14 protein-coding genes are annotated in these 14,127 nt (G+C 72.8%); 11 read left to right on the top strand and 3 right to left on the bottom strand.

Features of this window, described 5'->3' with window-relative positions; all coding sequences use genetic code 11:
- Nucleotides 1-11: 11 nt before the first annotated feature.
- The gene (locus HCC30_RS00485) at nucleotides 12-311 is read left to right on the top strand and encodes a DUF4193 domain-containing protein (protein WP_016910133.1); all 300 of its coding nucleotides are present in this window, start codon (nucleotides 12-14) and stop codon (nucleotides 309-311) included.
- Between the two features lie 31 nt (nucleotides 312-342).
- Nucleotides 343-1,272 carry a hypothetical protein gene (locus tag HCC30_RS00490; RefSeq protein WP_346776438.1) on the top strand — a complete coding sequence of 310 codons (930 nt, stop codon included), beginning with the start codon at nucleotides 343-345 and terminating at the stop codon, nucleotides 1,270-1,272.
- A gap of 42 nt (nucleotides 1,273-1,314) precedes the next feature.
- Here the strand turns inward: HCC30_RS00490 and HCC30_RS00495 are convergent, their stop codons facing one another.
- Nucleotides 1,315-1,839 (bottom strand): DUF3093 domain-containing protein, encoded by a 525-nt coding sequence (locus tag HCC30_RS00495; RefSeq protein WP_169439926.1) that lies wholly within the window; start codon nucleotides 1,837-1,839, stop codon nucleotides 1,315-1,317.
- Between the two features lie 148 nt (nucleotides 1,840-1,987).
- Here HCC30_RS00495 and HCC30_RS00500 point away from each other — a divergent pair, with 148 nt between their 5' ends.
- The 7 genes from HCC30_RS00500 to HCC30_RS00530 all read left to right on the top strand — a co-directional run bounded on the left by HCC30_RS00500 (nucleotide 1,988) and on the right by HCC30_RS00530 (nucleotide 8,765).
- Nucleotides 1,988-2,551 (top strand): PaaI family thioesterase, encoded by a 564-nt coding sequence (locus tag HCC30_RS00500; protein WP_169440471.1) that lies wholly within the window; start codon nucleotides 1,988-1,990, stop codon nucleotides 2,549-2,551.
- On the top strand, nucleotides 2,548-3,054 hold the full coding sequence (gene dut, locus HCC30_RS00505) for a dUTP diphosphatase (RefSeq protein ID WP_169439927.1): 507 nt from the start codon (nucleotides 2,548-2,550) through the stop codon (nucleotides 3,052-3,054). Before HCC30_RS00500 ends, dut begins: the two co-directional genes overlap by 4 nt.
- Before the next feature lie 12 nt (nucleotides 3,055-3,066).
- On the top strand, nucleotides 3,067-3,837 hold the full coding sequence (locus HCC30_RS00510) for a DUF3710 domain-containing protein (protein ID WP_169439928.1): 771 nt from the start codon (nucleotides 3,067-3,069) through the stop codon (nucleotides 3,835-3,837).
- A 287-nt stretch (nucleotides 3,838-4,124) separates the two neighbouring features.
- The gene (locus HCC30_RS00515; protein ID WP_169439929.1) at nucleotides 4,125-6,722 is read left to right on the top strand and encodes a sensor histidine kinase KdpD; all 2,598 of its coding nucleotides are present in this window, start codon (nucleotides 4,125-4,127) and stop codon (nucleotides 6,720-6,722) included.
- Nucleotides 6,723-6,825: 103 nt separating this feature from the next.
- Nucleotides 6,826-7,512, top strand: a complete 687-nt coding sequence (locus HCC30_RS00520) for a response regulator (protein WP_169439930.1) — start codon at nucleotides 6,826-6,828, stop codon at nucleotides 7,510-7,512.
- Nucleotides 7,513-7,589: 77 nt separating this feature from the next.
- On the top strand, nucleotides 7,590-7,997 hold the full coding sequence (locus HCC30_RS00525) for an OB-fold nucleic acid binding domain-containing protein (protein ID WP_169439931.1): 408 nt from the start codon (nucleotides 7,590-7,592) through the stop codon (nucleotides 7,995-7,997).
- 81 nt (nucleotides 7,998-8,078) lie between these two features.
- Nucleotides 8,079-8,765 carry a DUF3159 domain-containing protein gene (locus tag HCC30_RS00530; protein ID WP_169440472.1) on the top strand — a complete coding sequence of 229 codons (687 nt, stop codon included), beginning with the start codon at nucleotides 8,079-8,081 and terminating at the stop codon, nucleotides 8,763-8,765.
- A 101-nt stretch (nucleotides 8,766-8,866) separates the two neighbouring features.
- Here HCC30_RS00530 and HCC30_RS00535 read toward each other — a convergent pair whose 3' ends face one another.
- Both HCC30_RS00535 and HCC30_RS00540 read right to left on the bottom strand, forming a co-directional pair.
- On the bottom strand, nucleotides 8,867-9,532 hold the full coding sequence (locus tag HCC30_RS00535) for a TrkA family potassium uptake protein (RefSeq protein ID WP_169439932.1): 666 nt from the start codon (nucleotides 9,530-9,532) through the stop codon (nucleotides 8,867-8,869).
- Nucleotides 9,529-10,200, bottom strand: coding sequence for a TrkA family potassium uptake protein (locus tag HCC30_RS00540; protein WP_169440473.1), 672 nt, complete (start codon nucleotides 10,198-10,200; stop codon nucleotides 9,529-9,531). Before HCC30_RS00540 ends, HCC30_RS00535 begins: the two co-directional genes overlap by 4 nt.
- Nucleotides 10,201-10,269: 69 nt before the next feature.
- Between HCC30_RS00540 and HCC30_RS00545 the strand changes: the two genes are divergently transcribed.
- Nucleotides 10,270-12,432: an APC family permease gene (locus HCC30_RS00545; protein ID WP_169439933.1), complete on the top strand. Its 2,163-nt coding sequence runs from the start codon at nucleotides 10,270-10,272 to the stop codon at nucleotides 12,430-12,432.
- Nucleotides 12,433-12,625: 193 nt separating this feature from the next.
- Nucleotides 12,626-13,969, top strand: a complete 1,344-nt coding sequence (locus tag HCC30_RS00550) for a class I SAM-dependent RNA methyltransferase (RefSeq protein ID WP_169439934.1) — start codon at nucleotides 12,626-12,628, stop codon at nucleotides 13,967-13,969.
- Nucleotides 13,970-14,127: the final 158 nt, after the last annotated feature.

Below are 14,127 nucleotides of genomic sequence, written 5' to 3' on the forward strand. Positions count from 1 at the left end.
GGGAGAGCGACATGGCAACGGACTACGACACCCCACGCAAGACCGATGACGACGTCAACGAGGACAGCCTCGAGGAACTGAAGGCCCGGCGGAACGACAAGTCCGCGTCCAATGTGGACGTCGACGAGTTCGAGCAGGCCGAGGGCCTCGAACTGCCCGGAGCGGACCTCTCCAACGAGGAGCTGTCCGTCCGCGTACTGCCGCGCCAGGCCGACGAGTTCACGTGCATGAGCTGCTTCCTCGTGCACCACCGCTCGCAGCTGGCCGCGGAGAAGAACGGTCAGCCGATCTGCCGCGACTGCGCGGCCTGACCGGGATCCAGCGGGACCCGGGAGGCCGGCCGTGACGGACGACGACGCACGACGTGACGGAGAGCGGGGCGAGCCTGACCAGCCGTCCCCGCTCCTGCCGGCGAAGCGGCGTTTTCCGGCGGCGAAGCGGCTCACCGAGCTCCCGCGACTGCCGGGACGACGCAGGGCGCCCGCGGGGGACGCCTCGGCGTCCCCGGAACGGCCCAGGGCCGTGGTCCCGGAGCCGGGCAAGGGGGGCGAGGCCGCGACCGCCGAGGCGGCGGACAGCGGAGCCGGGGAGGTGCCGCGCGGCAAGGTGCGGGCCTTCCTCGGAGTGGTCACCGACCGCATCATCGACACCGCGCCGCGTGTGCCCGTGCGTGATCTGCGCACCCTGCGCGCGCAGTTCCCGGGGCTCGGCCCCGACGAGATCGCCGACCGGCTCATCGCCGGCGCGATGAACAGCTCGGCCACCGTCGGCGCCGGTGTCGGCGCAGCGGCGATGATGCCCGTACCGCCCGCCATGCCGGCCGAACTGGCCGCCGAGATCGTCGGCGTCGCCTCGGTCGAGCTGAAGCTCGTCGCCGAGCTGCACGAGGTGTACGGGCACCGGCCGCCCGGCAACGCGACCCAGCGGGGCACCGCCTACCTGGGCGCCTGGACCTCGGAGCGGGGCATCGACGTCGTCCGCCCCGTGACGCTGAACGCCGTCGGCGGCCAGCTCAAGCGGGAGGTCAGGCAGCAGCTGCTGAAGCGCACCGCACGCACGCTGCCGAACCTCGCGCCGTTCATGATCGGGGCCGTCGTCGGCGCCGTGATGAACCGGCGGGACACCAAGAAGGTCGCCGAGAAGATCCGCGACGACCTGCGCTCCCGCGCCGTCGCCTGGGACGCGCTCCCGGAGACGGCCCACGAGCCCCTGGACCCGGCGCCGGCCCCGAGCCGCCGCAAGGGCCTGCCCCGGGGCCGCGACCGGGCCTGACACCGCGGGCCCGCACGGGCCCGGGTGCCCCAACTCCCGCCGTCAGCCGCCCTGCTGGGCGCTCCCGTCCTTCGCGCGCTCGTCCTCGACCTCTGTGTTCTTCGCGCGCTCGTGGCCGAGCGCAGCGAGTAGCCGCTCCGGGGTGCGCGTCGAGAGGTAGACGTACGGGGTGGGGTCGGCCGGGTCCGTGATCTCGATCCGGACGGCGGTCTTCACGTAGGCCCGCAGCAGCATGTGCGCGCGCGGGTCCGCCTTGTGCGTGCGCCAGGCGCGGGTCTCCTCCTCGTCCAGCGCGTGGGCCTCGCCCAGCGCGGACAGCGGGATGCGCGCGTCGCCCGCGACCAGCGAGCCGGCCACGACCCGGATGCGGGCCGAGCCGTAGGAGCTGACCAGCACCGCCGAGGCCGCGGCGCCCACGACCAGTCCCGCCAGCATCGGCAGGGTGCCGAAGGGCAGCAGCGTCAGCGCGGTGACGACGCCGACCATGAACGCGACGAGCCACCACGAACGCGGCGCGGTGAGGCGCTCGTCGTAGGGCTGGGCGTGGTGCTGGAGAGGAGATGCCATGGTTCCCAGACTGCCACGCCGCCTGGGACGACCCCGCCACAGGTGGGACCCCTGACAGGACTCGGCGGTAGGGTCTGCTCACGTGAGTGCTGACCGACCATCCCACGCCCCAGGCGACCCGGCACCGGCCCCGGCCGCGGAGAACCGGCTGACGCCGCCCCCGGACGCCGTGCCGCCCGTGCGCCACCCCGAAGCCCCGGCCCCCGGCGAGCTGCTCGGCGCCCACTACGACCGCTGCTTCGGCTGCGGCACCGGGCAGCCGCACGGGCTGCACCTGGAGGCGCGCGCGGGCGAAGGCGTCAACATCACCGCCGAGTTCACGGTGAAACCGGCCCATCAGGGCGCGCCCGGACTCGCGCACGGCGGGGTGCTGGCCACCGCGCTGGACGAGACGCTGGGCTCCCTGAACTGGCTGATGCACGTCATCGCCGTCACCGGCCGGCTGGAGACGGACTTCGTCCAGCCCGTCCCGGTGGACACGGTGCTGCACCTCGACGCCCGCGTGACGGCCGTGCACGGGCGGAAGATCTACTGCTCGGCCACCGGCCGCATCGGCGGCCCCGAGGGGCCCGTCGCGGTCCGCGCCGACGCCCTCTTCATCGAGGTCAAGGTCGAGCACTTCATCGACAACGGCCGCGACGAGGAGATTCAGGAAGCGATGGCCGACCCCGACCAGGTGCGCCGTGCCCGTGCGTTCGAGGTGAACCCGTGAGCCGCCCGCCCGTCGACGTCCTGCTGCGCCGCCTCGACCCCGAGGTGCCGGTGCCCGCCTTCGCACATCCGGGCGACGCGGGCTGCGATCTCGTGACGACCGAGAGTGCCGAACTGGCCCCGGGCGAACGGACGGTGCTGCCCACCGGTGTCTCGATCGCGCTGCCCGACGGCTACGCGGCCTTCGTGCACCCGCGTTCGGGCCTCGCCGCCCGTTGCGGCATCTCTTTGGTGAATGCACCCGGAACGGTCGATGCCGGGTACCGTGGGGAGATCAAGGTGATCGTGGCCAACCTCGATCCGCGCGAGTCGGTGCGGTTCGAGCGGCTCGACCGCATTGCCCAACTCGTCGTCCAGCAGGTGGAGAAGGTGCGCTTCCACGAAGTGGAGGAGTTGCCGGGCTCGGCGCGGGCCGCGGGGGGATTCGGCTCCACAGGCGGCCACGCTTCGGCCGCGCAGCTAAACGAAGACATCCGGTCGGGGCCGGCCGGCATTCCGACCTGAGAGGACAGTGACGTGTTCGGACGTCGTCGCAAGAAGAGCGAAGAGCCCGAGACGGCCGCGGGCGAGGTCGGGACGGAGCAGGCAGCGGCCGGCGGCGAGGACAGCGCCGTCGACGAGGCGAGCCGCCAGAAGCTGCCCCCGGCCCCGCGCCCCGACGGCCCCTGGGACCTCACCGAGGTGGGCGACCCGTCCGCCGGCCGCGTCAACCTCGGCGGCATGTACGTCCCCGGTGTCGAGGGCATGGAACTGCGCGTCGAGGTCGCGGGGGACGCGATCGTCGCGGCCACGCTCGTGCTCCAAGACAGCGCCGTCCAGCTCCAGGCGTTCGCGGCGCCGAAGCGCGAGGGCCTCTGGGACGAGGTGCGCGAGGAGATCGCCTCCGGCATCACCCAGCAGGGCGGCGTGATCGACGAGATCGAGGGCCCGCTGGGCTGGGAGCTGCGCGCGCAGGTGCCGGTGCAGCTGCCGGACGGAACGAACGGTGTGCAGGTCGTCCGTTTCGTCGGCGTCGACGGCCCGCGCTGGTTCCTCCGCGGCGTCATCTCCGGCCAGGGCGCGGTCCAGCCGGAGACGGCCGGGCTGCTGGAGCAGATCTTCCAGGACACGGTCATCGTGCGCGGTGACGCCCCGATGGCGCCCCGTGACCCGATCGTCCTCAAGCTGCCCGACGACGCGCAGATGGTGCCGGACGGCGTCCAGCAGGAGACGGTCGAGGAGGGCTCCCGGTTCGCGGGCGGCCTCGACAAGCTCCAGCGCGGCCCGGAGATCTCCGAGGTCCGCTGACACCCCGGACGGTGCCCGCCGCCAACGGGCCGCTCCCGTAACGGCGTTGGCCGCCGCCGCACGTCCACCGAAGCCGCCCGGCACACCCGTCGCGTACGGGAGTGCCGGGCGGCTTCGCTGTGCGCTCCGGCGGGGTGTGACGGATCTCGCGGCGGGGCCGCACGCGCGTGCGCGGGCCCGTGGCGCCGCGGCGGGGGCACGGGCGGTGGCCTGATCCATACGCATCCCTGACGCCCGGGTGCCGCCGAGCGGGCCGAGGCGGCCCCGACAGCGGTGACAATGAAGCCATGGCGTCAACAGGTACGACACGGCGCGGCAGGCTGCGGATCTACCTCGGTGCGGCGCCCGGGGTCGGCAAGACGTACGCGATGCTGTCCGAGGCGCACCGTCGGCTCGAACGCGGCACCGATGTCGTCGTCGGCTTCGTCGAGCACCACGACCGGCCCCGCACCGAGGTGCTGCTGCACGGGCTGGAGGCGGTGCCGCGCCGCGAACTCACGCACCGTGGCGGCACGTTCACCGAGATGGACACCGCCGCCGTGGTCGAGCGGGCACCGGCCGTCGCCGTCGTCGACGAGATGGCGCACACCAACGTGCCCGGCGCGGGGCACGAGAAGCGCTGGCAGGACATCGAGGAGCTGCTGGCCGCCGGGATCGACGTGCTCTCCACGGTCAACATCCAGCACCTGGAGTCGCTGGGCGACGTCGTGGAGTCGATCACCGGCGTCCGCCAGCGGGAGACCGTGCCCGACGAAGTCGTGCGCAGGGCCGACCAGATCGAGCTGGTCGACATGGACCCGCAGGCGCTGCGGCGGCGCATGGCGCACGGCAACGTCTACGCGCCCGACAAGGTCGACGCCGCGCTCTCCAACTACTTCCGCCCCGGCAACCTCAGCGCGCTGCGCGAGCTGGCCCTGCTGTGGACCGCGGACCGGGTCGACGAGTACCTCCAGCGGTACCGCTCCGAGCACCGGATACGTTCGACCTGGCAGGCCCGCGAGCGGATCGTCGTCGGCCTCACCGGCGGGCCCGAGGGGCGCACCCTGATCCGCCGCGCCTCCCGGATGGCCGCGAAGGGCTCGGGCAGCGAGATCCTCGCCGTGCACATCGTCGGCGCCGACGGGCTCACCCCCGCCTCTCCGGACTCGCCCAAGGAGCTCGCCGTCCAGCGCGCCCTGGTCGAGGACCTGGGCGGGACGTACCACCACGTCGTCGGCGAGGACGCGGCCGAGGGGCTGCTGGACTTCGCGCGCGGCGTCAACGCCACGCAGATCGTGCTCGGTTCGTCCCGGCGCAAGGCGTGGCAGTACCTCTTCGGACCCGGCACCGGCGCCAGCGTCGCCCGCGACTCCGGGCCCGATCTCGACGTGCACATCGTCACCCACGACCAGGTCGGCCGCGGGCGCGGCCTGCCCGGGGCGCACGTCTCGCCCGTCGGCCGCTCCCGGCAGGTGGCGGGCTGGCTGACGGCGCTGGCCGGGCCCTGCCTGCTGACGATGGGGCTGCGGGTGATCGACCCGCACATCGGCTTCGCCAACGACGTGCTGCTCTTCCTCGTCGTCACCGTCGCCGCCGGACTGATCGGCGGGCTGCTGCCCGCGCTGGGCGCCGCCGCCGTCGGCTCGGCGCTGCTGAACTACTTCTTCACCGCGCCGCCGCACACCTGGACCATCAGCAACGCGCGGAACATCCTCTCCCTCGTCGTCTTCTTCGGCGTCGCCGTGGCGGTGGCCTCCGTCGTCGACCTCGCGGCCCGCCGTACGCACCAGGCGGCGCGGCTGCGCGCCGAGTCCGAGATCCTCTCGACGCTGGCCGGGAGCGTGCTGCGCGGCGAGGACTCGCTCGACGAACTGCTGGAGCGGGTGCGCGAGACCTTCGGCATGGAGTCGGCCGAGCTGATGGAGCGGGAGGACGAGCGGGGCTCGTGGACCTGCGCCGCCGGCGTCGGCCAGCACAGCGGGGGACCGCTGACCCGGCCCGAGGACGGCGACGTCGACGTACCCGTCGGCGACCACATGATGCTGGTGCTGCGCGGCCGGGTGCTGCCCGCCGAGGACCGCCGCGTCCTGGCCGCCTTCGCCGCGCAGGCCGCCGGGGTCCTGGACCGGCAGCGGCTGCTGGGCGAGGCCGAGAGCGCCCGCGAACTCGCCGAGGGCAACCGCATCCGCACCGCGCTGCTGGCCGCCGTCTCGCACGACCTGCGCACTCCGCTCGCCGCGATCAAGGCGTCGGTGACCTCGCTGCGTTCGGACGACGTGGCCTGGTCCGAGGACGACGAGGCCGACCTGCTGGAGGCCATCGAGGAGGGCGCCGACCGGCTGGAGCACCTGGTGGGCAACCTGCTGGACATGTCCCGGCTCCAGACCGGCACCCTCGCCCCGCTGATCCGCGGCACCAGCCTGGAGGAGGTCGTGCCCAAGGCGCTGCGCGGGGTGCCGGACGGCAGCGTACGGCTGGCGCTGGCCGAGGCGCTGCCGCTGGTCGCGGTCGACCCGGGGCTGCTGGAGCGCACGGTCGCCAACGTCGTGGAGAACGCCGTCAAGTACAGCCCGGCGGACCGGAAGGTCCTGGTCCGGGCGAGCGCGCTGGGCGACCGCGTCGAACTGCGCGTCACCGACCGGGGCCCCGGCGTCCCGGACACCGCCAAGGAGCGGATCTTCGAACCGTTCCAGCGGCAGGGGGACGCGCCCGGGGCCTCCGGCGTCGGCCTCGGCCTGGCCGTCGCCCGCGGCTTCGCCGAGGCGATGGACGGCGCGCTGGAGGCCGAGGACACCCCGGGCGGGGGCATGACGATGGTGCTGACGCTGCGCGCGGCCCACGGCAGGGGCCGCCCCGCGAAGAGCGCCCGCGCGGCCACCGCGGGGGCGCTGCCCCGCGTCACCTGACCCGCCCGCCCCCGCACAGCCGCCCCGTCCGGGGCGGCCGCACCACCCGGGGCGGGGCGGCCGGCCGCCGTCCCGCCCGTCGCAGAACTGGAGAGGAACGCTCATGCACCGGGTGCTCGTGGTCGACGACGAGCCGCAGCTCGTCCGCGCCCTCGTGATCAACCTGAAGGCGCGGAAGTACGAGGTGGACTCGGCGCCCGACGGCGCCACGGCGCTGCGGCTGGCCGCCGAGCGCCACCCCGACGTCGTGATCCTCGACCTCGGCCTGCCCGACATCGACGGCCTCGACGTCATCCGCGGCATCCGCGGCTGGACCCGTACGCCGATCCTCGTGCTCTCGGCCCGGCAGACCTCCGACGAGAAGGTCGAGGCGCTCGACGCGGGCGCCGACGACTACGTCACCAAGCCCTTCGGCATGGACGAGCTGCTGGCGCGGCTGCGCGCCGCGGTGCGCCGGGCCGAGCCCGCGGCCTCGCCCGGCGGCGAGGAAGGCACCGTGGAGACCGGGGACTTCGCCGTCGACCTGGCCGCCAAGAAGGTGCACAAGGACGGCCGGGACGTGCGGCTGACCCCGACCGAGTGGCACCTGCTGGAGGTCCTGGTCCGGAACACGGGCCGCCTGGTCAGCCAGAAGCAGCTGCTGAAGGAGGTCTGGGGCCCGTCGTACGGCACCGAGACCAACTACCTGCGGGTCTACATGGCGCAGCTGCGGCGGAAGCTGGAGCGTGACCCGTCGCATCCGGTGCACTTCGTCACCGAACCCGGCATGGGCTACCGCTTCGAGCGCTGAGGGGGAGCCGGGGCCGGTGCGCAAGGGCCCGTTCCCGGGCGGTGAACCGGGGCCGCTCCCACCGGTACGCTGGCTGCATGACAGGTGTCGCCCGAGAGAAGGCCCGCCCGGCGGGAGGCGGACGTTTCAAGCGGTTCCTGGAGCGCCTCTCCTCCTCGGAGGAGGACCTGCGCTCGGAGGAGCTCCGCCAGGAATCCGACAGCACCGGCTGCACCCGGATATGCGACTGTACGGACCGGCAGGTGGCGCGCGTGACCGGTACGCTGCGCACGGTGACTCTGCGGCCACGCGGCGGAGTTCCCACCGTGGAGGCCGAACTCTTCGACGGATCGGCCTCGCTGGACGTCGTCTGGCTCGGCCGCCGTGCGATCGCGGGCATCGAGCCGGGACGCAAGATCATCGCCTGGGGCAGGGTCGCGACGAGTCACGGCCGCCCCGTGCTGTTCAACCCCAAGTACGAGCTGCGACCCCTCGGACAGGAGTAGCGGGTGACCCCCCTCGACAAGCCGACCGCCGGAAGCCACGCCGCCGGGCCGGAGACCGAACGTGCCGAGCCCGGCCCGGACGTGCACGACGCCGACGGCCCGGCGGCGACCAGGGAGGTCACCGAGGCGGCCCTCTTCGAGGCGTTCGGCGGGCTCCGCGGCCTGGTGGAGACCACCGTCCCCGGCCTCGTCTTCATCGGCATCTACACCGTCAACGCCGACATCAAGACGGCGGCGCTGGCGGCGCTCGGCCTGTCCGCGCTGATGGGTGTGCTGCGGCTGGCGCGCAAGGACACCGTCAAGCACGCCTTCAGCGGCGTCTTCGGCGTCGGCTTCGGCGTCGTCTTCGCGATGATGACGGGCAACGCCAAGGACTTCTACCTGCCCGGCATGCTCTACACGCTGGGCCTGTCGCTGACGTACCTGATCACCGCGGCGACGGGCGTACCGCTGCTCGGTCTCGTCCTCGGCCCGGTGTTCAAGGAGAACCTCTCCTGGCGCACCCGCAACCCGGGCCGCAAGAAGGCGTACACGAAGGCGAGTTACGCCTGGGGCCTGATCCTGCTCACCAAATGCGCGATCCTCTTCCCGCTCTACTTCTGGGGCGACACCCAGCAGTTCGGCTGGGTCACGGTGGCCCTGAAGATCCCCCCGTTCCTCCTCGCCGTCTATCTCACCTGGATCTTCCTCGCGAAGGCTCCGGCACCGATCAACGTGATCGCGGAGATGGAGGAGGAAGAGGAGCGCCGCAAGGCGGAGAAGCCCTAGGCAGGCAAGCGCAGCACCACGACGAAGGGGCACCCCGTACTTCTCGGGGTGCCCCTTCGTCGTGCTCGGTCGCGCGGTTCCCCGCGCCCCTTGGCGGGGCGCTACGCGCCGCGGACCGAGAGGAGGTCCTCCAGCTGCTCCTCGCGGGAGGGCGCCGCGACGAACAGCAGCTCGTCGCCCGCCTCCAGCGCGTCGTCCTGCGTCGGCGTGAGCACCCGCGTGCCGCGGATGATCGTCACCAGCGAGGTGTCCTCGGGCCAGGTGACGTCCCCGACGCGGGTGCCGGCCAGCGCCGCCTCCGGCGGGAGCGTCAGCTCGACGAGGTTCGCGTCGCCCTGCGAGAAGCGCATCAGCCGCACCAGATCGCCGACGCTGACGGCCTCCTCGACGAGCGCCGACATCAGGCGCGGCGTCGAGACGGCGACGTCGACGCCCCACGACTCGTTGAACAGCCATTCGTTCTTGGGGTTGTTGACGCGCGCGACGACCCGCGGCACCCCGTACTCCGTCTTCGCCAGCAGGGAGACGACCAGGTTCACCTTGTCGTCGCCCGTCGCGGCGATCACGACGTGGCAGCGCTCCAGCGCGGCCTCGTCCAGCGACGTGATCTCGCAGGCGTCCGCCAGCAGCCACTCGGCCTGCGGCACCCGCTCCACGGAGATCGCCGTCGGCGCCTTGTCGATGAGCAGGACCTCGTGCCCGTTCTCCAGCAGCTCGCCCGCGATCGAACGGCCCACGGCCCCCGCACCGGCAATGGCAACTCTCATCGCTCGCGCTCCTCGTTAGGACCCTTCGCGAAGACGGCCTCGACCTCGCCGACCTGATCGCAGCGCATCATCACATGCACGAGGTCGCCCTCCTGCAGCACCGTCGCGGACGTGGGCAGCATCGACTCGCCCAGCCGCGTCAGGAACGCGACGCGCACCCCGGCCTCCTCCTGGAGCTTGCTCACCCGGTGCCCGACCCAGCCCGGCGACGGGTGCACCTCGGCCAGCTGCACGCCGCCCGTCGGGTCCCGCCACAGCGGCTCGGCGCCGGAGGGCAGCAGTCGGCGCAGCATCTGGTCAGCCGTCCAGCGCACCGTGGCCACCGTCGGAATGCCCAGCCGCTGGTACACCTCCGCCCGGCGCGGGTCGTAGATCCGCGCGGCCACGTGCTCGACGCCGAACAGTTCGCGCGCGACCCGCGCCGCGATGATGTTCGAGTTGTCGCCACTGCTCACGGCCGCGAAGGCCCCGGCGTCCTCGATCCCGGCTTCCTTCAGGGTGTCCTGGTCGAAGCCGACGCCCGTCACTCTGCGTCCGCCGAAGGCGGAACCCAGGCGACGGAATGCCGTCGGGTCCTGGTCGACCACCGCGACCGTATGACCCTGTTGTTCCAGCGTCTGCGCGAGCTCGGCACCCACTCTGCCGCAGCCCATGATCACTACATGCACGCCCGTCCCTCTCGTCCCGTACAGCGGGCCGTCCCAGGATCGCACGGCTGACCGCATACGATCCTCCCCGTGTCCAGGATGACCGACGTTCCGAAACGACTTCTCCTCGGGAGGGCGCTGCGCAGCGACCGACTCGGGGAGACCCTGCTGCCGAAGCGGGTCGCACTCCCCGTGTTCGCCTCCGACCCGCTGTCGTCGGTGGCGTACGCGCCGGGAGAGGTTCTGCTCGTCCTGTCACTGGCCGGGGTGTCGGCGTACAACTTCAGCCCCTGGATCGCCGTGGCCGTCGTTGTGCTGATGTTCACAGTCGTCGCGTCCTACCGGCAGAACGTCCACGCCTACCCCTCGGGCGGCGGCGACTACGAGGTCGCCACCACCAACCTCGGCCGCCGGGCCGGGCTCACCGTGGCCAGCGCGCTCCTCGTCGACTACGTGCTGACCGTCGCCGTCTCCATCTCCTCGGGCGTGGAGAACCTGGGCTCCGCCGTTCCGTTCGTCGTGCACCACAAGACGCTGTTCGCGGTGCTGTTCATCGTGCTGCTGACGGTGATGAACCTGCGCGGGGTGCGGGAGTCCGGCAAGCTCTTCGCCGTCCCCACCTACTGCTTCGTCGCCGGGGTGTTCGGGCTGATCGCCTGGGGCGTCATACGCGGGGTGGTCCTCGGGGACGAGATGCGCGCCCCCACCGCCGACTTCGAGATCCACACCGAACACGCGGGCGGGCTCAGCGGGTTCGCGCTCGCCTTCCTGCTGCTGCGGGCCTTCTCCTCCGGCTGCGCGGCGCTCACCGGCGTCGAGGCGATCAGCAACGGCGTGCCCGGTTTCCGCAAGCCCAAGTCGAAGAACGCGGCGACGACGCTGGCCATGATGGGCCTGATCGCCGTGGTGATGTTCTGCGGCGTGATCGCCCTGGCGCTGGCCACGGGCGTCAAGATGTCGGAGAAGCCGGCCACCGAACTGTTCATCAACGGCGCGCCCGCCGGGGCCGATTACCACCAGAACCCCGTGATCACGCAGGTCGCCGCCGCGGTCTTCGGGGACGGCTCGGTGCCCTTCGTCTTCCTCGCCGTCGCCACCGCGCTGGTGCTCTTCCTCGCCGCGAACACCGCGTACAACGGCTTCCCGCTGCTGGGTTCGATCCTGGCGCAGGACCGCTACCTGCCCCGCCAGCTGCACACCCGCGGCGACCGGCTCGCCTTCTCCAACGGCATCGTGCTGCTCGCCGCGGCCGCCGCCATACTCGTGGTCGTCTACGAGGCGGACTCCACGAGGCTGATCCAGCTCTACATCGTGGGCGTCTTCGTCTCGTTCACGCTCAGCCAGACCGGCATGGTCCGGCACTGGAACCGGCACCTGCGCACGGAAGCGGACCCGGCCAGGCGCCGGCACATGGTCCGCTCCCGCGCCATCAACACCTTCGGCGCCTTCTTCACCGGCGTCGTGCTCGTGGTGGTGCTGGTCACGAAGTTCTCCCACGGCGCCTGGGTGTCCCTCGTGGGCATGGCGCTCTTCTACGCGGTGATGACCGCGATCCGCCGGCACTACGACGGCGTCTCCGAGGAACTGAGCGAGCCCGAGCCGGGCGAGAAGACCGTCCGGCCCTCCCGCGTGCACTCCATCGTCCTCGTCTCCAAGATCCACAAGCCGACGCTGCGGGCCCTCTCGTACGCCCGCCTGATGCGCTCCGACAGCCTGGAGGCCGTCACCATCAGCGTCGACGCGGAGGAGACCGCGCAGCTGCGCAAGGAGTGGGACGAGCGCGGCCTCGACGTCCCGCTCAAGATCCTCGACTCGCCCTACCGCGAGATCACCCGACCCGTCATCGACTACGTCAAGCGGCTGCGCAAGGAGCACCCGCGGGACGTCGTCAGCGTCTACATCCCCGAGTACGTCGTCGGCCGCTGGTACGAGCAACTGCTGCACAACCAGAGCGCGCTGCGGCTCAAGGGCCGGCTGCTCTACACCCCCGGCGTCATGGTCACCTCCGTCCCCTGGCAGCTGGAGTCCTCCGAGGCCGCGCGCAAGCGCGCCAAGCGCGGCGCCGACTGGAACGCCCCCGGCTCGGCCCGCCGCGGCCCCGCCACCCTGCACGGAGCCGTCCGCTCGGCCGCGGGGCTCACGTCGCACAACGGGAACGCGAACGGGGACGGGCCGGGGAAGGGGAAGCCGGGGAAACCGTCCGGGCGCGGGCGGGACGACGGGCGTTCGGGCGGAGGGGCCGAGCGGCACTAGACTGGACGGCTGCGCCCCAGGCGCAGCGCGGTGTCGGCCCGCCGGGACTCACAGCCAGCTCCTCGTCAGCTCACTGTCGGCCTCCCCGTACGGCCCGCACCGTCCGTCCACCCCGCTCGCGCGGCTCCTCCGCGCGGGCCGCCGCCCGCACCGTCCGTACCGCCGCCCCCGCGCACTCTGGAGCCGTCCCGCCATGCCCGATGCCCCCTCTCCCGAAGCCCTCGCCCCCTCGCTCGTCGGGGAGGAGTACGAGGTCGAGGTCGGCCCCGTCGCGCACGGCGGACACTGCGTCGCCAGGACCGAGGCCGGGCGCGTGCTGTTCGTCCGGCACACGCTGCCCGGCGAGCGCGTCGTCGCCCGCGTCACCGAGGGCCGCGAGGACTCCCGCTTCCTGCGGGCCGACGCCGTCGAGATCCTGGAGGCCTCCAAGGACCGGATCGAGGCGCCCTGCCCGTTCTCCGGCCCCGGCAAGTGCGGCGGCTGCGACTGGCAGCACGCCAAGCCCGGAGCCCAGCGCCGCCTCAAGGCCGACGTGCTCGCCGAACAGCTGCAGCGGCTGGCCGGGATGACCCCCGAGGACGTCTCCTGGGACGGCACCCTGGAGCCGGCCCCCGGCGACAAGCTCCCCGCGGGCGAGGTGCCCGCCTGGCGCACCCGCGTGCAGTACGCCGTCGACGACGAGGGCCGGGCGGGCCTGCGCAAGCACCGCTCGCACGAGGTGCAGCCCGTCGACCACTGCATGATCGCGGCGCCCGGTGTCACCGAGCTCGGCATCGAGCGGCGCACCTGGGAGGGCATCGTCACCGTCGAGGCCACCGCGGCGACCGGCTCCCAGGACCGCCAGGTCGTCCTCACCCCGCGGCCCGGCGCGCGGCTGCCGATCGTCGAACTCGACCGCCCCGTCTCGGTGTTGCGCGTCGGCGAGAAGGACAAGGCCCTGCACCGCGTGCACGGGCGCGACTTCGTCCGCGAGCGTGCCGACGAGCGCACCTGGCGGGTCGGCGCGGGCGGCTTCTGGCAGGTGCACCCGAAGGCCGCCGAACTCCTCGTCGACGCCGTGATGCGCGGACTCACCCCGCGCAAGGGCGAGATGGCCCTCGACCTGTACTGCGGCGTCGGCCTCTTCGCCGGAGCCCTCGCCGACCGGGTCGGCGAGACGGGAGCCGTGCTCGGCATCGAGTCGGCCAAGCGCGCCGTCGAGGACGCGCAGCGCAACCTGGAGGACTTCGACCGCGTCCGCATCGAACGCGGCAAGGTCGAGACCGTCCTGCCGCGCACCGGCATCACCGAGGCCGACATCGTCGTCCTCGACCCGCCCCGCGCGGGCGCCGGCAAGCGCACCGTCGAACACATCGCCTCCCTCGGCCCGCGCCGCATCGCCTACGTCGCCTGCGACCCGGCCGCCCTCGCCCGCGACCTCAAGTACTTCAAGGACGCCGGCTACGCCCCCCGCTTCCTCCGCGCCTTCGACCTCTTCCCGATGACCCACCACATGGAGTGCGTGGCGGTGCTGGAACCGGTGCAGAAGGCGGGCTGAGCTGCGAGGCGGGTGCGGGTGCGGGAGCGGAGTGCGGGTGCCCCGGGCCCGCCCTCGCCGTTGTCGGAGCTGCACGTGGTGATGAGTGGTGTGGTGTGTGCTGTCACCTGTGCGCGGTGCTGAGCTTCGTTGTGACGGGGGAGTCGAACCCCCACGCT

It is taken from the genome of Streptomyces sp. HNM0574 (assembly GCF_012726235.1).
Lineage (GTDB): Bacteria > Actinomycetota > Actinomycetes > Streptomycetales > Streptomycetaceae > Streptomyces.